9 protein-coding genes and 1 pseudogene are annotated in these 18865 nt (G+C 56.2%); 6 read left to right on the forward strand and 4 right to left on the reverse strand.

Annotation, left to right across the window (positions count from 1 at the left end; translation table 11 throughout):
* Positions 1 to 292 precede the first annotated feature (292 nt).
* Positions 293 to 1036: a DUF4114 domain-containing protein gene (locus tag H6G52_RS02165; RefSeq protein WP_190526092.1), complete on the reverse strand. Its 744-nt coding sequence runs from the start codon at positions 1034 to 1036 to the stop codon at positions 293 to 295.
* An 855-nt stretch (positions 1037 to 1891) separates the two neighbouring features.
* Here H6G52_RS02165 and H6G52_RS02170 point away from each other — a divergent pair.
* From H6G52_RS02170 to H6G52_RS02180, 3 genes are all read left to right on the forward strand, one after another.
* On the forward strand, positions 1892 to 3286 hold the full coding sequence (locus H6G52_RS02170) for a DUF3370 domain-containing protein (RefSeq protein ID WP_190526094.1): 1395 nt from the start codon (positions 1892 to 1894) through the stop codon (positions 3284 to 3286).
* A gap of 1592 nt (positions 3287 to 4878) precedes the next feature.
* Complete coding sequence (locus H6G52_RS02175; RefSeq protein WP_190526097.1) at positions 4879 to 9441, forward strand: DUF4347 domain-containing protein; 4563 nt, start codon at positions 4879 to 4881, stop codon at positions 9439 to 9441.
* A 177-nt stretch (positions 9442 to 9618) separates the two neighbouring features.
* Complete coding sequence (locus H6G52_RS02180; protein ID WP_190526099.1) at positions 9619 to 13341, forward strand: hypothetical protein; 3723 nt, start codon at positions 9619 to 9621, stop codon at positions 13339 to 13341.
* Positions 13342 to 13452: 111 nt separating this feature from the next.
* Here H6G52_RS02180 and H6G52_RS02185 read toward each other — a convergent pair whose 3' ends face one another.
* Entirely contained in the window at positions 13453 to 13794 is a 342-nt protein-coding gene (locus H6G52_RS02185) for a carbon dioxide-concentrating mechanism protein CcmK (protein ID WP_099532966.1), read from the reverse strand.
* Positions 13795 to 14197: 403 nt separating this feature from the next.
* On the opposite strand from H6G52_RS02185, the gene H6G52_RS02190 reads away from it, so the two are divergent.
* The 3 genes and pseudogenes from H6G52_RS02190 to H6G52_RS02200 all read left to right on the forward strand — a co-directional run.
* A complete protein-coding gene (locus tag H6G52_RS02190; RefSeq protein WP_190526101.1) occupies positions 14198 to 16168 on the forward strand; it encodes a family 10 glycosylhydrolase in 1971 nt (656 codons plus the stop codon).
* Positions 16169 to 16258: 90 nt separating this feature from the next.
* Positions 16259 to 17014 carry a hypothetical protein gene (locus tag H6G52_RS02195; protein WP_190526103.1) on the forward strand — a complete coding sequence of 252 codons (756 nt, stop codon included), beginning with the start codon at positions 16259 to 16261 and terminating at the stop codon, positions 17012 to 17014.
* A gap of 11 nt (positions 17015 to 17025) precedes the next feature.
* A pseudogene (locus H6G52_RS02200) lies at positions 17026 to 17412 on the forward strand (YraN family protein); the annotation flags it as partial.
* Between the two features lie 283 nt (positions 17413 to 17695).
* Here H6G52_RS02200 and H6G52_RS02205 read toward each other — a convergent pair.
* The gene (locus tag H6G52_RS02205; protein ID WP_099532962.1) at positions 17696 to 18193 is read right to left on the reverse strand and encodes a low molecular weight protein-tyrosine-phosphatase; all 498 of its coding nucleotides are present in this window, start codon (positions 18191 to 18193) and stop codon (positions 17696 to 17698) included.
* A 157-nt stretch (positions 18194 to 18350) separates the two neighbouring features.
* Positions 18351 to 18695: a YbaB/EbfC family nucleoid-associated protein gene (locus H6G52_RS02210; protein WP_099532961.1), complete on the reverse strand. Its 345-nt coding sequence runs from the start codon at positions 18693 to 18695 to the stop codon at positions 18351 to 18353.
* Positions 18696 to 18865 lie beyond the last annotated feature (170 nt).

Genomic DNA, 18865 nt, shown 5'->3' on the forward strand with positions numbered 1-18865 from the left:
GCCCGCCAGGTCGCCAACCAGTAGCCAAAAATTAGCCGAAAAGTAGCCAAAAAAAGGTGGGCGAGTTGACTTTGCTCAACTCACCCATGACCTACCGAACCAAATCCATATCCATTGCTCGATCGAACCGGCGAATGGAACTTCAGCCCAATTGAAAGTGTCACCCGCCAGTTTGATGGCTAGCGATTGCTAACGACTAGCAATCGCTAGCCACCACCTACTTCAATCATCCGCCCATTCAATCATCTGCCTACTGGTGAGTGGCAACCCATGGCAGCATCACTTGATCGGTCTAGCTATCTTGCTGACGACGGCGGGACACCAAGCCCAGAGCCGCAGCAGCAGCCAACGACAGCATCACCGAAGGCTCAGGCGTTGCCACCTTCGAGCCGGAAACACCACGAACCACAAACACCGTGTCGTTATAGTCCAGGTCACCGCCGGTCACGATGTCTTCAAAGCCCATCAGAGTCCAACCATCGCCCAAGTCGTAGGCAACCATGTGTTGCAGCTTGTCGCCATTGCGGTTGGCATCAGCGCCCAAGAAGTTCCAAGTCCCAGTGCCATAGACCTGATCCGAAGTGATGCCAGCGTAGTTTTCGCCACGGCTGTAGCCATCAGAGTTCAGGAAGAAGTCAATCACGCTGCCTTTGCTGAAGGATCCGAGGCTCACGCCTTGACCCCGCTTCAGGGGGCCATCAGCCTCAGCCAAAATCGACTCCTTGGAAGACACATCATTAAAGACCGTGCTCAAAGGGCCATTGTTGGCGGAAAAGAGCAACTGGTTGCGATAACCTGCGCCTTCGTTGATGAAGTAAACTTCCAGCGAATCAGCAGCACCCGACCACTTCAGGCTGTTGGGGTTAATTTGCGAGAGTTCCAGCGCCGTGAATGCTTTGCGCTCCTGTTGGACATAAGTATCGAATTGGGCCAACTGTTCGGGAGTTAGTTGCAACGCGCGAGCAGCGGAGGCAGACATGGTGCCGACGAGGGTAGCCGCTGCGAGGACAAAGCCTTTCCAAATAAAACCTTTCACGATTTAAATCCTCCTAGTCCTAATCCGAATGTTCTTGGTGAGCAGTGGTAGTTTTGCTGGAATCGCTTTTCCTGACAGCACCCTTGATGTCGATCGCGCCCACTTACCAAACCGGTGAATGATTTAGTCCGCTTGTTTTGCCTGGAAAAGCACGCGCTCTTTTGGGTTCTTGATTTACTTGTACTGTGTTTACGAAGGCCTGTCTAGCGTTTTTCTGGCTCTTGGCGGAATCTTTAATTGCAAGCTAGTTTTATGAAGCCTATTTAAAGTTTAAAGATTAAATAAAGATCAAATTTAAAAAGACTAAAAGTTTTTGTGGGCAAAGCTTCTGGCGATTGAGAATTTGAAAAAGTTTAAATTATGGTGACCGTCATCACGGGAAGTTTTTGTCAGAAATCACGAAGCCTTTAGGCGAAAAATTGATAACTCTGTTCAGGTGATTCTGCAAAAGTTGCTCCAAAAATCACTCCAAATTACTCAAGATTTTTGATTGTGATTTCTGATGCCATTGTCCTCTTGGGACTGATGAGTTGTCGTGGCTTTTGTGGCCAAAGGGCTGTTGAACTATTTCGGCTTTCGAGGGGCACGAAGAGGTTAGTAATCCTAAATGAAACGTTTTAGCCCGTTTTTCGGTTAATTCGGCTGTTTAGTGCCGGTTGATGCTGGGCTATGTTGGTTTTTTGCGCTGGGGAGTTGCGCGGCTGGGGCGATCGAGGGTTGCGAGTTGCCCGAATTCGATCAGGGCGATGGGTTGAGGAACTGTTGATTAACCCCAGCGGCTGGCAACCCAGGAGGGGCCATTGGTTTGAGATAATGGGAGCCGCGATGCTTTGTGGTTGCGGGAGGGCTTGAAGGATGGTGTTGGCAAGCTGGCTACTGGCGGGAATTGTGGGAGCGCAGGGCTTGCCACCCGGAACGCCCGCACCGAGTCCGAGTCCGAATCTACGGCCCCAAGAGGTGCGATCGCTCCCGGGACATTTGGATGCGGTGCCTGTGCTGAATAGCAACAGCCCGGAAATTGTCCAGCAAGCGGGAATTTTGCTCTCGACCTTTCCCCCTGCTGGGATGCGCAGTCCCGAGGCACACCTCAACCAGGTGTTTCAAGGGCGGTTTGATATTTTTGCCCACCACATTGCCAAAGCGGCGGCAACGGGGCCGGATGGGGCGATCGACCTGCGATCGCTCTATGTGGGAATTGTGCTGGGCAATGCGGATCCCAATCGATCGGCAACGGTGCGAGTTCTTCAGGGGGCCAGTTATCTCAGCCAGCCCGATGCGCCGTTTATTGCGCTGCCGCCGATGGTGGATAACCTGATCGGCCAGGTCTACTCGGGCCCCGGCAGCCGAGCGGTGGATTGGGTGTTGCGCGGCCGCCGCCAAGCGGATTTGCCCGATCGGGTCACCATTCCCCCGGGCGAGACAGTGGTGTTGACCAGTTTGCCCATTCCGGTTCGATCGCTCAACCCACCCCTGAACGGTCGCTCAACCCTGCTGCGTCTGGACAGCGATCGCCCGGTTTATGCCGCCACCCTCGCCCGTTTTGCCCAGGCAACCCCCGACGGTGGAGAACAGCCCCCCACGGAAGCGGACTGGCGATCCACGCTCACCACCGGAACACTGTCAGGGCCGCGCGAGCCGGTTCCCACAGCCCCCGGCGCACCGGGCCCCCTGCGCTATGGCCGGGTGGCCGGCGTGGCGATCGGGTCCCGTTGGCGCGCGATCGTTACCGATGGGCCCAACAACCCACGCCTCAGCATTCCCGCTCCCGGTGCGGCCTTTTCCTATGGTGTGAGCACCCTGGTTGCCGGTCGGCTGGGGACTGAGCAAGTGCAAACCGCCCCGATCGTGGCTCGCTACCCGGATACGGCCTGGGCTGCCCACGGCAACTACGGGATTGAATATGACCTCACCTTGCCCCTGCATAACCCCACAGCCCAACCGCAGACGGTGGCCATTGCCCTAGAAACGCCAGTGAAATTTGATTCGCCCGCGCCAGGGTTGCAGTTTTTCGATCCGTTGCCCAACTCGGTCTTCTTTCGGGGAACCGTCCGCATTCGATATCCCGACGATCGGGGATTGCCACAAACGCGATATGTACATTTGGTGCAGCGCCGAGGAGAACCGGGTCAGCCCCTCGCGACGGTGCAGTTGCCGCCCCAGGGCGATCGGCTCGTGCAAGTCAGCCTGATCTATCCCCCCGATGCCACCCCGCCCCAGGTTTTGACCTTGCAAACGCGCGCGAATCCATAACCTGAGTCAGGGATGATCCAGGGTATTTGGGGGCCATGATTTTTGTGGCTTCACTGGTTTTTCATTTTTGCGGTTTAGGATGCAATCAACCAAACCCCAAGCAGGATGACTCAGCCTGACATCATTTCCAGAGTCCCATCTAGCCCCAGCATCTAACTTTCCGCGCTCAGTGTTGTCATTTTCTTGGTGCGATCGAATCGATTGGCCTGAGTCAATGAAAAGGTTTTCTGTCTCCCTCGATTTTGAGCCACGCCAGCTACGGAAATCGAAAGATCAAAGCCAAGTCATCGATCAATTCGTCCTTCACCAATTGATTCTTTCTCTCAGCATTGATTATTCGACAATTATTCGATCTCAATTGCTAAATACTACAAACTACGATGACTAAATTATGATTGAGCAGTATGAAAGTTGGTAAATTGGTCTGATTGTGATGTTTTTGTGACTTCGAAATGATTTGACCGTCAAGTAATTATCAAAGATCATCGGAAATCAAAAATTAAATTACTGAAGCATCAAGCTTAAACCATCGAACAATGCTTATTTGTTTTCTTGGTTGAAAATTGAAGAAATAATTGTACGAAGACCTTTTTTAATGAAAAAATCTAAAATCTTCCTTTGAACCGAGTTTTCTTAAGAAATTTATCGCTATATTTTAAAATCAGGGTGCAGATCGATTCAAACACATTCAAACAGAAAAATATGTTTCCTTTAGATAGATAAGACTCAAGAAATTGCTCAACGATGGTCACCCTACCCAAAATTTGAGCGATCGCAGATTACACAGCAAAGATGAAAAACCAGTGAAACTGGCTGTAGTCTTTGATACTCGATCGCCCAGGATCTGCCTTGAAGTCGTTCCTTTAGGTGTCGAACCGTCTCATCAATTTCACGGACTGTCCCAAGAGTCCTTTACAAGTCCGCAACGAAGACAGTTTACTCAGTTCAGCGCTCTGGTGAAACCCGGGTCGTTGGTCAGGGTACGTTCAAGCTGTTGTGATATCGTCATGGCTTTGCATGGCCTTGAGATTGACCTTAAGCGGAAGACGTAAAGACGAAGAGTGAATGAATTGGTTGGCATTGAGTCATGATCAGAACTCAAAATGCATGGATCAATTTCATTCAAAAAATTTAAATTTTTCGAGAATTTTTCAATCAAGATTGTAAATTTTCAATCAAGATTGTGAATTTCCGAATACTCGTTCTGCCACAGTCTGGATGACCTTTCCTTGCTTGGTTTTCACGGTGAATTCGTGACCAATATCATGCGTTGGAACTGCCCATGACCCTTCTCTCGGCACAACTAGTCCATCATTAAATTTAGACGAGAGCGATCAAGTTCTCTCAAATTTATCAATCGTCCGGGGCATCTATTTATTTCCCCGTTAAAGGGATGCAAGACACATTGTTTTCTACCTTTCTGTGAGAGCTTCATGAGCACGCATCAATCAACACAATCATCTGGGTTGACCACGCTGAGTATTTTTGCTGAGGGTTCATCATCGATGCAACGCCAAAGCAATGATCAAAATTGTGATTCGCAAGATCAACATTTTGATAGCTCATTGCAGTCCACCGATCGATCGATTGTTTTGTCTACGTCTTCTCAGTCACGCCAGCCCAACAACCTTGAATCCACCTTGGTTGTGATTGATGCAAGGGTAGAAGCGATCGACCAATTGATTCAGGGAATGCAGCCCGGCACAAGGGTGCTGAAGTTGGAGCCAACGGCGGCAGCTTGGGCCCAAGTGACCCAAGCCTTGGCTGAAAAACCGGTTCAACAACTCCATGTGATTGCTCACGGTCAACCGGGCTGGTTGCAGTTGGGCGATCGGGGGCTGTCTGTGGCGGATCTGTCTCGGGATGTGCAGGACTGGCTGCGTCGCTGGGCCCTGTTGCTGAGTGATCGAGCTGAAATTTTGCTCTATGGCTGCCGCACGGGGGCCGGCATCCTGGGGCAGCAACTGATTGAAACCCTGGCTCACCTGACCCAAGCGACCGTGGGCGCGGCCACCAGTCCGGTGGGATCGGCCGATCGGGGTGGGTCTTGGCGCTTGGATCGATCGACCGGGCCCCTGCAATCCCCAGTGCCCTTCACACAGCAGGCGATCGCCCAATATCCAGGTCTGTTGGATCCCTGTATTCCCAACCAATTCCTTGGAATCGCCAACTTCACCGATCCCTCCAACCCTTCAGCTCCACAAAACGACCTGGTGAGGGTTGACTTGGCGACTGGGGGAGTAACGCTTGAAAAAGCTGATCTCTTCCCTCACACTAGCGATGCAATTGCCCGCAAGCCTAACTCCAACGAGATCTATATCCTTCAGCAGGGTGGAGGACGGATTGACGTTTACAATCTATCGGCTAGTTCCGTCGTAAGGACTATCATTGATCCCGGCATACCCAATTCTGGGCGTTTAGCATTTGATGCTAGCGGGAACTTAATTGCCGGTAGTAATAGCACGATTCAATTTCTTGATCTAGCTAATGGAACTCCCAGTGAAACTTTCACGATCAATCAAGTTGTAGATCAAGTTGGCAATCCTGTATCAAGTCCTGTGCCTACCACAGGTAGTGGAGACTTTGCTGTTGATCCGAATACGGGTGATCTGTGGATCGTTTTACGGAATCCTGGTAATGGCTTTTCCAACGACACACGCATCTATAAAGTTGCTGCTAAAGTAGATGCTACTGTTCAGCTAGATCCAATTTCAAATCCTAGCCGCCAGCTCAGCGCAACACTATTCACACCCTCTAGTACGCTACCCGGCATTGATGCTAGCAAGATCCAGTTTGCCGGTTTAGCCTTTGGCTATGATGGCAAGCTTTATGCAACCACCACAAGACAAACACAAACAGTAGGATCAGTCACTTTGGGTGGCCCTGCTCTGTATGAGATCAATACAAGTAACGGGCAGATCGTCAAACAAGTCCCAATGACGGTTGCGGTAGGAGATTTGGGGACTTTACCAACGCTGCCGCTGCAGCCCGAGATTACATTAGAAAAAACTGACAATCTGGTCACAGCGCTTCCGGGTAGCACAGTCTCTTACACAATTACGGTAACCAACAAAGGGGCTTGTGACCTGACTTTTAACGTGTTTGATCAACCCCCGGCAACTCTACTCAGTCCCGTTTGGGCTCGGTTTGATTCTGGGGGAGCACCTCTACCGGGACCGGCTGATTTGAGTGTTCTGCCTGGTGTTGAAGTAACTCTAAATGCTCCGCCAGAATCGTCCCAAACTTTTCGAGTGTCGGGACGGATTGCAGATGGAGCTACGGGGACAATCACCAACACAGCTTCCATTACCCTGCCCCCTGGGATTTTCAATGCCAGAGGACTAAACGAGCCACCTCCGTCTTTTGATCCCGAAATCCTCCGGGCGGAAGATACAACTCAAGTCGTGGTCAACACTAACAAGCCACCCACACCTCAGAACTTAGTGTTGCCCTATAACCCCACTGGCTCGATTCCTTTGGCCGCAGTGGATCCTGATGGTGACCCGATCCAGGAATTTGTAATCACGGAAATTCCCCCGGGGAGTTCGCTGTTTCTGCTCGATCCACTGACGGGGGCGAAGGTCTCTGTATCAGCCGGACAATCAATTCCGCCGGGGAATATTGGGAACCTGCGGTTTGAGTCTCCAACTAATTCAGGGTCTTTTAAGTATGCTGCAAGGGATAACAAGGGGAACCTGAGTCCAGATTCGGCAACAGTGCAGTTCAATAATCCCCCTTTTGTGCCAGGGCCACCTGTTCCCTTTAATGCCGTTTTTAATGTGATTCCCAATGCGGCAACAGATTTAACGGAACCGCCAGCAAGTGGTGGAATTGTTCGGTTCAACCTGCCGGGTCTACCGCCCGCAGCAAGCGATCCAAATAGTGACACTATTACTCAGTACGTGATCACTGGGTTGCCTGCTTCGGGAAAATTGTATATCGGGAACCCATTCACGGGTGGAACCGAGATTCCTGCCCCAGGGCCTCTCACTCCAGCACAGTTTGGAAATTTATTCTTTTTGCCTGGTGCAGGCTTCACAGGTAAAGATTCTCTAACTTTTGATGTAATCGCTAACGGGGAGACGAGTCTGGTTCGGGGCACAATTTCCTTTATTCGCCCAATTGTGATTCCGCCGCCAGTTACGCCGACTCCGCCAGCTACGCCGACTCCGCCAGTTACGCCGACTCCGCCAGTTACGCCGACTCCGCCGCTGCCGGATAATCCCCCGCCAATTAGTGTTCTGCCATCGAACAACTCATTACCGCTAGGCAGTTTTCCCTTCTTCATCACCAGTTTTGCTGATGTGGCGGGTGTGGCCCCGAATTGCGGTTGCGTGGCCTCGCCGTTGGCGGCTTCCTGGCAAATTCCCAACCCTCTGATTGTGCCTGAGCTACCCGCGTTGGTGATTCCGCCGCCGCCCGAAACCGGCGGTAACCGACTGTTGGGCACGTCGGGTAATGATGACTTGGTGGGCACAGCGTCCAACGATTTTGTGTCGGGGTTTGCGGGGAACGATCGCCTGCGGGGCGGCCCCGGTTCCGATGAACTGATTGGCGACCTGGGCAACGATTCCATTTTTGGTGGCTTGGGCAATCGCGCTGCGGTGGGTTCCGGGGTGGATGCCGATCGCCTCGGCGGGGGCGAGGGCAACGACCTGCTCAACGGCAATGAGGGTGATGATGTGGTCTTTGGCGGCAATGGCCAAGACATCATCAACGGCGGCAAGGATAACGATATTTTGCTGGGCGATCGGGGCAGTGACATCCTGCGCGGTGACCAAGGAGCCGACACCATCATCGGCGGCCAAGGTCGCCCGGATAACCGGCCGGATCCGAGCGATCGGGACTTGATCTTTGGCAATACCGAAAACGACGTAATCAGCGCCAATGAAGGTGAAGATACGGTGTTTGGCGGCCAAGGGGATGACTACATTCGCGGCGGCAAGGAAGCCGACTTGCTGCACGGCGATCGGGGTAACGACATTCTGATCGGTGACTTGGGCAACGACACCCTGATCGGCGGAACCGGTGTGCGCCTCATTGCCGATCCCAACGGCCAAGACCTGTTGTTTGGCTTGGGCGGCGATGACTTGCTCTATGGCAACGAAGGTCAAGACACCCTTTCCGGGGGCGACGGCAAGGACACGGCCTTTGGCGGCCGAGACAATGATTTGATCCTGGGCGATTTGGGCAATGACGTGCTCTACGGTGACCTGGGCAACGACACCCTGCTGGGCAGCGGTGGCAGCAATGCCCCGATCGGGGCCGGCACGGACGATGACCTGCTCTATGGCGGTCGTGGCCAAGACAACCTGAATGGTGGTCAGGGTCAAGACACCATCTATGCCGGTCAGGAGGATGACTTGGTGTATGGCGGTAAGGACAACGATTTGCTCTATGGCGATAAGGGCAATGATGTGCTGTCCGGTGACCTGGGCAACGACACCCTGATTGGTGGCAACAACAACACGCGGGATCCCGATCGCACCGGCAACGATCTGCTGTTGGGCGGCGGCAATGAAGACTTGCTGTTGGGCAATGATGGCAACGACAGCCTGGCGGGCGAAGATGGCAACGATACGGCCAGGGGTGGTCAGGGGAATGACTACCTCTGGGGTGGTGCTGGGTTGGATCTGTTGATGGGCGATCGGGGCAACGACACCCTCTGCGGTGAAGCAGGCAACGATACCCTCTACGGCAACAATCCTGATCGGCCCCAGTCCGTTAGCACGGGTTCCGATAACGATGTGTTGTCCGGTAACGCCGGGAATGACTTGCTATTTGGCAACGATGGCGATGACCAACTGGATGGTTGCGAGGATGACGACACCCTTTTTGGGGGCAAGGGGAACGATACCCTCACGGGCAGTGCGGGCAATGACGTGCTTTCCGGCGATCAAGGGGATGACGTGCTCTTTGGTGGCGAGGGAATCGATACCTTTGTGATCGGTCTCAATCGCGGTCTGGACAGCATTTCTGATTACTTCGCTAACAATGACCGCATTGCTCTGGCTGGTGGATTGCGATTTACCGATTTGTCTTTTGTTGAAGAGGGCAACTCGATCCTGGTGCGAGCTGGCGAGACCCCGATCGCCCGTCTCCAGGGCATCCCCGCCTTGCAATTCGTGAATAGTCAGGACTTCATCTCGGTCTAGATCGAAGTCTAGATCGAATCGGTCTAGGGCAAGCGATCGGCGGGCAGTCGTTGGCAGCAACAACTACCCACCGACAACGGCGGAACTGGCCGGGTGGTTGGGGGATGGCGGGGCGATCGGGTTAGGCTCATGGCGGTTGACCCCTCCTAAGCCGATCGTGTCCCTCCGACTCCCTTTATGGCTGACCTCGCTCCGCAACACCGCGACCACCTGCTAACCATTGAATTGGCTGTCCGCACCTCTGACCCCCGACTTTTGGAGGGGTTGGAGGTGTGGTTGCGTTTGGGGTTGGTGTCGGAAGATTGGGTGCGCGAAGTGGCCAGCACCTGGCTCACCTGTCCATTGCCCGCCACCGCGCGATCGCCCGTGGCTCCCGCCCTTAGTTCCACCCCCCAACCCGCCACCCAGTCCCCCGGTCGGCTGCAGGCCATTACGGCTGAGCTGAGCGTGGTTTGGTTGCTACTGTTGGGGGCGTTTTTGGTGGTGGTGTCCTCTGCCTGGTTGGCGGCCAGCTTTTGGAGCCAAGTGGGGGGCGTGGGGCAATATGGCATCCTGCTGCTGTACACGATGTTGTTTTGGGGGGCTGCCCTCTGGACCGATCGCCAGGCCCGACTGCGCCTGACGGGTCAAACCCTACGCGCCCTGGTGACCCTGCTGTTACCGGTCAATGCCTGGGCCGCCGATGGTTTGGGGTTGCCCCTGTGGGGCTGGTTTGGAGCGGGCGCACTGTGGTTGATGATTGCCTGGACGATGGTGAGTCGGCGATCGGTTGCCCTCTTAATCCTGTTGGCCTGTGGATTGCACTGGAACTGGTCATCGGGCCAAGCTTGGGCTGGGGTGACGATTTGTGCGGGGTTGATTGCCCTGGCGGCCGCCTGGCCCGGCCGGTGGCAACTGCGATCGCGCCATCATCGGGCCCTGATGGCCGGTTCACTGCTGATTTTGCTGTTGCGGGCCCTGGCCACCCAGATCGCCAGCTTGGCCGATGTGGCGTTGGTGATGGTGGTGTCTGGGTTGCTGGTGATTTTGGATGCTCGCGAGGCGACCCGGGCCAAGGTGGGGCTGAATGGGTTTGGCTGGTTGCTGGTGGGCTTGGGTTGGTTGCTGGGGCAGACGGATGCCACGGCTCCTTGGCAGCAATTGACCTTGGCCCTGATTGCGGGAGGTCTGTTGTGGGAACGGTTGCAGCGATCGGGGCGGAGAGCGGATCTGTTGGGCTTAACCCTGGTGATGGCGGGAGCTTGCCGGGGAACCGCAGCCCTGTTGCCCAATGATTGGCGATCGAGCCTGTTGGTTGCGGTGCAATCCCTGCTGGAACTGCGGCAACCGGAACAGGTTTTGGGTCTGCTGTGGTTGCCTTACCCGATCGTGCCGGGGGGGCTGGCGATCGCCCAGCAGCGGCGCGATCGCCCCGATTTGGCGAAATTTGGTTTGGGCCTAGCGCTGGGAATCCTGTTGTTGCTCAATGCCTATGCCCTCGCCCTCTGGCCTCATAACCTGCGGCTTTTGCCCCTCAGCTTGCTCACCACCGCCAGCTTCGGCCTGGTTGCCAGTCGATCGCCCTTGGGATCCCTGCTGCCTCAAGTCCTGGCCAACTGCACCCTCACGACTGCCCTGGCCGCTGTTTATGCCCTGGCCCGGTTTGCCTTGCCCACCACCAGCGCCCCGATCGGTTGGGGGCAGGTGGGCATCGGAGCCGCCCTGGTTTTGTGGAGTTTGGTGGCGATCGGGGGCGATCGTTCCCCTTGGCAACCTTGGGTGAAAACCAGTTGGTGGCTGGGTCTTGGCCTGGCGGGTTTGAGCCTGGTGCAACTGACCCATGGGGTTTGGGAAACCGTCCCTGCACAGGTGGCGACCTCGGGCTTGCTCAGTTGGTTGGTGATCCCGTTGGCTCTGTTGGGATTAGCGGCGATCGGGCCCGGAAGGTTCCGCAAAGCTGCCAAGGGCCTAGGGGCCGGAGGATTGGTCTTGGCCCAATCTCTGGCCATTTCCTCACCCCAGTCCCTCACTCTGTCCCTGGGTGTGGCCGGGTTGGCCTTGGGGGCCAGCTCCCTGCTGCCTGGGTTTCGACAAGGGTGGGTGGCCCTGATGGCCGTGACCTTTGGTTGGTTGTCCCTATCCGCCTTGACCGGGGCCGGCGTGGGGTCTTGGAGCGGGCTGGCCTTTGGCCCTTGGGTGACGTTGCAAAGCGGCCTCTTGGTTGTGGCTTGGGGGCTGTGGTGGTTGGCGGTGGGGCGATCGAGTCCGCTGCTGCGTCTTTATGGCCAAGCCCTCGATCGCTGGGCCACGGCGGTGAGTTGGTTGCTGTTGCCCTTCACGGCCCTGCGGCTGTTGGTGTTGGCCCTGGACGGGGATCAGCCCCAGGCGCTTTGGGAAGGGTGGGTGATTGGGCTGCTGTTGGGGGCGATCGGGTTTCGGTTGCTCACCAGTCGGCGGGCCGGTCGGCCCGCCGCCATTCCGGGGTTGCTCTGGGCGGGAGCCGCGGCCTTGGAATTGGCGACGGCGGAAACCCTTCGCCAACTGAACGGCTCCCTCAGCCACTATGCGGTGGCGACGCTTGGGCTGGGGTTTATCTGCCTGTTTGCGACAGAGCGGTTGGGGCGACAGTTTCCCAGCCGTCGGTGGTTGCCCTTGGGCTATGGCCTGTTAACCCTGTTGTGGCGATCGAGCTATTGGGATGGTTGGACGGGCTTGCTGATGGTGGGGGTGGCGCTCATTGGTTTGCGGGTGGCCGCCCGATCGCCCCATCAACGCTGGCTGAGTTACAGTTCCCTGGCGATCGCCTCCTGGGGTTGGGGTGAATTAGCCTTCTTTTGGACGGGCCATTGGTTGCCCGCCGGAACCACAACCGATGCCCTGGTGTTGTTTGCCGTCGTGGCCGGATTCCTGGCTTGGTTTTATGACCTCGGACGCGATCGATGGGGGCGATCGCTCTTTGCTCTCAATGGCCGCACGCTGGCCTGGACAGCCCATGGCCACTGGCTGGTGGGCACTGGGTTTTCGGGCCTGCTGTGGCTGACGGCGGGCCCCACCCACGGCCCCTTGGCCTGGGCAGCCTTGGGATTGTTGGTGGCCTATCCCTGGGTTCAGGGGTGGCGCACCTCGGGCCTGTGGGTGGATCTGGCGGCTTTGCAAACGATCGCCTGGATCAGTTGGGGCCGCGCTTGGTTGCCTGGCTGGGCCGCCTTTGACCCCCATTGGGCTGTTCTGGCGGCCTTCAGCGCGATCGGGCTGGCGGTTTTGGGCCAAACCCGCTCCCAAAAAACCGCCTGGGAACGGGTTGCCCTTTGGTTGCCCGCCAGCATGAGCCTCTTACTGGCCGGGTCGATCGCCCCGCCCGCGCTGATGGTGGTGGCCGCCAGTTATGGTGCGTTGGCGGCCCTGTTGCGTCGTCGCCGGTTGTATTACCTGGGGCTGCTGTTTGCCACCTGGTCGATTTGGCGGAGTCTGTGGCTGGCCGGTTCCATGGAAGCCCTGCTCTATGTGGGGCCCTTGGGCAGCAGCTTAATTTTGGCGGCGGAAATTGACCCCGCTTGGCAAGGGGCCGAGGGCCGGCCCCTGCGCCACGGCCTGCGATTGGCCGGCACGGGAATCATTGCTTGGGCGGCCTTCGCACAGCACAGCACCGATTGGGTGAGTCTGGTGTTGGCCCTCGGGGCGATCGGGGCCGGCATTTTTTGGCAAGTGCGCGCCTACCTGCTGATGGGATCCCTGTTGCTGGGAGCCGCCACCTTGGCCAATTTTGTGGAGCTGAATGCCCGATGGTCGTTCCTGAAATGGTTGGTGGGGCTGGCGTTGGGCACGGGAATGATTTGGCTGGCGGCCACCTTTGAAACCCAGCGCGATCGAGCCAGGGCCCTGTTACAGCGTTGGTCAGACGACCTCGATCGCTGGGATTAGGAATAATGGTGCTGAGACCTAGGCCGATCCAAAGGCCTGATACCTAAACAAAAGCCGCCCTGCTCGGGCGGCCAGTGACCAATGGGGCAATGGGGCCTCTAGCAATCAGCCCTAGCGCGAGGTGAGCAGGCGCGGGCCTTCCACCGCCACGCGATACTGTTCCACCTTGTCGTTGTATTCAATGGGCAGCACCGCCACCACATTCTCGTGGGGACGCGGGATGATCACCCACGATTCCACCACGCCGCCGAAGACGTTTTCGGCCGCCGCGATGCCCGCTTCAACGGATTGTTTAACTTCAGCCACTTCGCCGCGCACATTAACGGTGAAGCGAGCGCTGCCCACGCGGATATAGCCAACGAGGGTGACGCGCCCGGCCTTAACCATTGCATCGGCTGCGGCCAAGACGGCGGGGAAGCCTTTGGTTTCGATCGAGCCTACCGCTTGGGCCATGGGGCGCTCTCCTGTGAAAAGCCTAGCTAAATGAAAACAATGGGTTGCAAGAGTTGCAAGCTATGGAACCGCTTCAACCGGCAGCGGTCACAACCAATTGCCCAGCGCAAATTCAATTGCTCAACGCAAATTGCCGAACACAAACAGCGCCCGGAGTTGTGACGCGGGGTTGAGCGTCCACGCAACATTGTACGGGCGATTGGCGATCGCGGCGCTGGGTGTTTGGACTTCTTTGGGAATCTGGGGGCGATCGCCCGATTGAATCTTGCAATCGCAGTGATTTTTGATCCTAATCAGCGCCCCCTTGGCCGGGGCCCAAAAGGGGATCGGGCCATGGGGCGAAAGTTCAAGGCCATGCTAGGGTGCGAGAAGCGATCGCAGCGCAGCAAGGGATTGGAGGAGAATGGCGACGTTTGCAGACATCACCAACCACTGGGCCCAAGCCTTCATCGCGGCCCTGGCCGATCGAGGGTTGATTAGTGGATTTCCTGATGGATCCTTCCAACCGGATCGCCCCTTAACTCGGGCCCAATTCGCGGCCTTGCTGGTGCGATCGGTCGATCGGCCCTCCGTGCGATCGCCCCGCAGCTTTCGGGATGTGGCCGCTAACCATTGGGCCCGAGCTGCAATTCAGCAGGCTTGGGAACGGGGTTTGCTCAGTGGCTACCCGGACGGTTCCTTTCGCCCCGATGCCACGATCGTGCGGGCCGATGTGTTGGTGGCCTTGGTGAATGGGTTGGGCTTAACCGGCGGCGAAACCTTGGATCTGAGCCGTTTTTTTGATGATGCCGGAGCGATCGCAACCTATGCCCGACAGCCGGTGCAGCGAGCCTTGCACCGTCGCTTGGTGGCGAATTTTCCCAACTTGCGGCAACTGCGCCCCAGCCAAGCCAGCAGCCGGGCGGAAGTGGCCACCATGCTCTATCAAGCCCTGGTGGCTGATCGCAATTTCCCCGCGATCGACTCACCCTACTTGGTGGAACCCGGGGAGCCGCCGCCCCAGTTGGTGAATCTGTCCCATCGACGGGAATTGCGAGCCGCTTGGATTGCCAGTGTGTGGAATGTGAATTGGCCGTCCAAGGCGGGCCTGTCCAGCGCCCAACAGCAGGCGGAATTGGTGACCCTGCTCGATCGAGCGGCGGCGGCCCGTTTAAACGCCATCTTCCTGCAAATTCGCCCGGAAGGAGACGCGCTTTACGACTCCAGCATTGAGCCTTGGAGCCGCTGGTTAACAGGAACCCAGGGCCGCGCACCCAATCCTTACTATGACCCGCTGGCCTTCGCGATCGAGCAATGCCGCCAACGCAACCTGGAACTCCATGCCTGGTTCAATCCCTACCGGGCCCGCACCTCCCTCAACGCCCCGATCGGCACCGGGAACCACGTGGAAGCCGTTTACCCCAACGCCGTTTACACCTACGGCACGCAGCGCTGGATGGATCCGGGCCTGCCCGAGGTGCAAAACCGAGCTGTGGATGTGGTGTTGGATGTGGTGCGGCGCTACGACATCGACGGCATTCACCTGGATGACTATTTCTATCCCTATCCCGTGGAGGGGCAAGAATTTCCCGATCGCCAAACCTACTGGTCTTGGGGGGGTGGCAAAACCTTGGCCGATTGGCGGCGCGACAACGTAAACAAGCTGGTGAAGCGGTTGTCGGAACAGATTCGATCAGTCAAACCCTGGGTCAAATTCGGCATCAGCCCCTTTGGCATCTATCGCCCCGGAGAACCGGCGGGCATTGTGGGACTGGATCAGTACGATCGCCTGTTTGCCGATCCCAAATGGTGGCTCAAGGCCGGCTGGTTAGATTACGTTGCGCCTCAACTCTATTGGCGGATTGATCAAACGGCCCAAAGTTACCGCACCCTGCTGAACTGGTGGGTGCAAATCGCCAACGGGGCCCATGTTTACCCCGGCAATAACTTGGACAAATTGGGCAGCAGCAGCGCTTGGTCAGTGGCCGAATTTGAGCAGCAAATTACCCTCACGCGGGAGCTGGCGGCCCGGCGAGCCTTGGGAAATGCGTTCTATAACATTGAGCCGATCGCGGAAAACCGCCAGGGATTTGCTGACCAACTGCGCCAGGAACTCTATGCCCAACCAGCCTTGCCGCCGGTTTTGAGGGCCACCGGCAACCCGCCGAGTCCGCCCACGGGGGTGAGGGTCAATGGTGGAGAACTCACTTGGGCTGCGGGTGGCGAAGGGTTGCGTGGTTGGGCCCTTTACCGACAACAGGGCAACAGTTGGACGCTCGATCGCCTGTTGGCGGCCGGAGCGCGATCGCTCGCCTTGGGGGCCGGAACCTATGCCCTCTGCGCCGTGGATCGATCGGCCCGTGAAAGCCAAGGGGTGGTGGTGACCCTGCGATGAGGCGGGTTGTCGGTTAACGTTGGCCCAGAAACCTGGACTAACCGGGGCCGCCGCCACAGGGCGATCGGGTGATGTTGTGGAGAATTGAGCATGTTTCAGGTCGATTCAGTCTTTAACCGCGATCGATTCTTATTGCGACAAAAGTTGATGACCCTCTCGGAAAAATATGACGTTTGTGATGATCACGGAGACCCAATCCTGTTCATTGAACGGCCAACCCATTGGGCGCGTAGCTTGCTGGCGGTTTTGGCCGGTTTAGTTGCCACCATCGTCATGATCGTGCTGCTGGCTCTTCTGATGTCGGTGATGCCAGAAAACTTGCAATTGCCAGTGTTTTTGGTGGGAACAATCGTTATTTGCATCGCAGTTCTGGCGGTGATTGTGCTGATTTCACCCAAACGCCATATCACCATCTATCGAGATGCCAGTAAACAGGAACCACTGATTAAAATCATTCAAGAGAAAAAATTTGAATGGTTTACGGCTACTTTTACTGTGCGCGATTTGAAAGGGGATTTGGCTCGATTTCGCAAGAACTATCTCTACGATATCTTTCGCAAACGGTGGCACTGCTATCGCCCCGATGGCTCACTGCTTTGTGTCGCCAAAGAGGATTCGATTGTGCTGTCATTATTACGGCGCTTTTTAGAACCGCTGATGTGGGTTTTGCGAACGAATTTCATCATTTTGGAGGGGAATAGCGATCGCCAAATTGGGGAATTTAACCGCAAATTTACCCTGCTCGATCGCTACGTTTTGGATATGAGTGCGGATCTCAATCGCTATCTCGATCGCCGGATTGCCTTGGCTCTGGGCGTAATGCTCGATACGGGCGAGGGCCGCTAGGACATCAGCCTATGACCCCCCATTCCAAAGGTTCCGATCGCCGATCGACTGCGGCCCAATTGGGCGAATTGGGTGAAGCATTTGTGGCCGCTTGGTTGATGCAAGAGGGCTGGACGATCGAGGCGCGGCGATGGCGCTGTCGGGCCGGTGAGTTGGACTTGGTGGCGAGATCGGGTCAGGAATTGGCCTTTGTGGAGGTGAAAACCCGCAGTCCTGGAAATTGGGATCGCAACGGCGCGTTGGCCATCACCCCCGCCAAGCAACTGAAACTCTTACGAGCAGCGGAGTTGTTTTTAATTCAACATCCCCAGTGGGCCCATTTAGCTCGGCGGTTTGATGTGGCGTTGGTGGGGCGATCGCCTCGGGGAACGGTAGCTGGGGTTGAGGGATCAGTGATTCGGCCAATCACAGGATTAACGGAGCGATCGAACCCTCAATTGGACCTTAAGTTACCCCATGAGTTGATGCGTCAATCAACCAGCGGGTTACCCCATGAATTACCCAACGAATTCATTACCCTCGGAGAACCCACGCAGTTTCAGGGCCAAGCCCTGGTGTTATGGGACTATTGGCCTGGGGCGATCGAGTTTGATGGCTAAATGCTAAATGGTTGAATGCTGAATGGTCTAATTCTGAAGTTGGTGAACAGTTGTTTAATCCTGTGGTTAACCCGGCAGTTTCCTAATCCTCAGGAGGTGTAACCTTGCCTTCCTGAATTAGGGTTTCCAACAGTCCTTCACAGGCATCAAGCAACAGATCAATAACCTGCTGAAATCCTTCGGGGCCGCCATAGTAAGGATCAGGCACTTCCTTGAGGTCATGGTGGCGACAAAAATCGCACATCATCTTCACCTTGTCGCGATATTTGCGATCGGGATCTCGCGCCAAAATGCCCCAATAGTTATCCCGATCCATCGCCAAAATGAGGTCAAAATCCGCAAAATCAACGGAAGAAAATTGTCGCGCCCGCCCTTGCAGTTTAATGCCTGGCTGATTCGCCGCCGCCGCGCTCATGCGCCGATCGGGTGGCTCGCCCACGTGATAGGCTCCTGTGCCCGCCGAATCACACTCAATTTGCCCCTGCAAGCCGCGCTGTGCAATGAGATGATTCATCAAATTTTCGGCAGCGGGCGATCGGCAAATATTGCCCAAACAGACAAATAGCAGTTTGACAGGCATAGGGCACAGATTTCGCAGAGTCTAGCAAAGTGCCAAAGAAGGCAACTGAATTCGATGTGTCTCACTCACCGCAGGCCAGGGGCCGAAGCCCCTAGCCTTCTGCGATGTCGGAACAGCAGGCTCAGGGGCTGAGGAATTGATCGCAGATCTGTAGGGACTACATGCCCGGTAGCTGAAGATTAGCGGTCAGGGCTTCCATTCGTTGCCGCATGGTTTCTGTGGAAGCGGTGTAGGCGTTTTTCATGGCCGCAAAAACCAGATCCGACAAAACTTCAGCCCCTTCGCCCAAGGCTTCTGCGGAAATTTCTACGCGGAGGGGTTCTTGGTTGCCGCTCATCACCACCTTCACCAAGCCGTTGCCCGCTTGACCTTCAATTTCGGTTTTTTCCAGCTCTTCTTGCAGCTTTTTAGCATCTTCTTGCACTTGCTGGGCTTTTTGGATCGCTTGGGCAATTTCCTTCATTTTGCCCAAGCCGAAGCCAAATCCTTTGTTTTGCGACATAGGTGTTAGTCGCGCGGTCTGCGCGCAGTCAAAATCACGATAGGTTCAGAAACATTGGGTTGGACGGGCGATCGCACTCGATCGTTCTCCGGCCCTGGCCCCTGCTCATGCTATCACTGGCAGCGATCAACACAGCCGCGCCCCTAAGCGGTTGGTAGCCCAAGAATCCA

It is taken from the genome of Limnothrix sp. FACHB-881 (assembly GCF_014698135.1).
Lineage (GTDB): Bacteria > Cyanobacteriota > Cyanobacteriia > CACIAM-69d > CACIAM-69d > CACIAM-69d.

Coding starts and splice junctions, on each gene's coding strand:
- H6G52_RS02195 (WP_190526103.1), top strand. CDS start 16,259: ATGTTTCAGGTCGATTCAGTCTTTAACCGCGATCGATTCTTATTGCGA.
- H6G52_RS02190 (WP_190526101.1), top strand. CDS start 14,198: ATGGCGACGTTTGCAGACATCACCAACCACTGGGCCCAAGCCTTCATC.
- H6G52_RS02205 (WP_099532962.1), bottom strand. CDS start 18,193: ATGCCTGTCAAACTGCTATTTGTCTGTTTGGGCAATATTTGCCGATCG.
- H6G52_RS02170 (WP_190526094.1), top strand. CDS start 1,892: ATGGTGTTGGCAAGCTGGCTACTGGCGGGAATTGTGGGAGCGCAGGGC.
- H6G52_RS02185 (WP_099532966.1), bottom strand. CDS start 13,794: ATGGCCCAAGCGGTAGGCTCGATCGAAACCAAAGGCTTCCCCGCCGTC.
- H6G52_RS02180 (WP_190526099.1), top strand. CDS start 9,619: ATGGCTGACCTCGCTCCGCAACACCGCGACCACCTGCTAACCATTGAA.
- H6G52_RS02210 (WP_099532961.1), bottom strand. CDS start 18,695: ATGTCGCAAAACAAAGGATTTGGCTTCGGCTTGGGCAAAATGAAGGAA.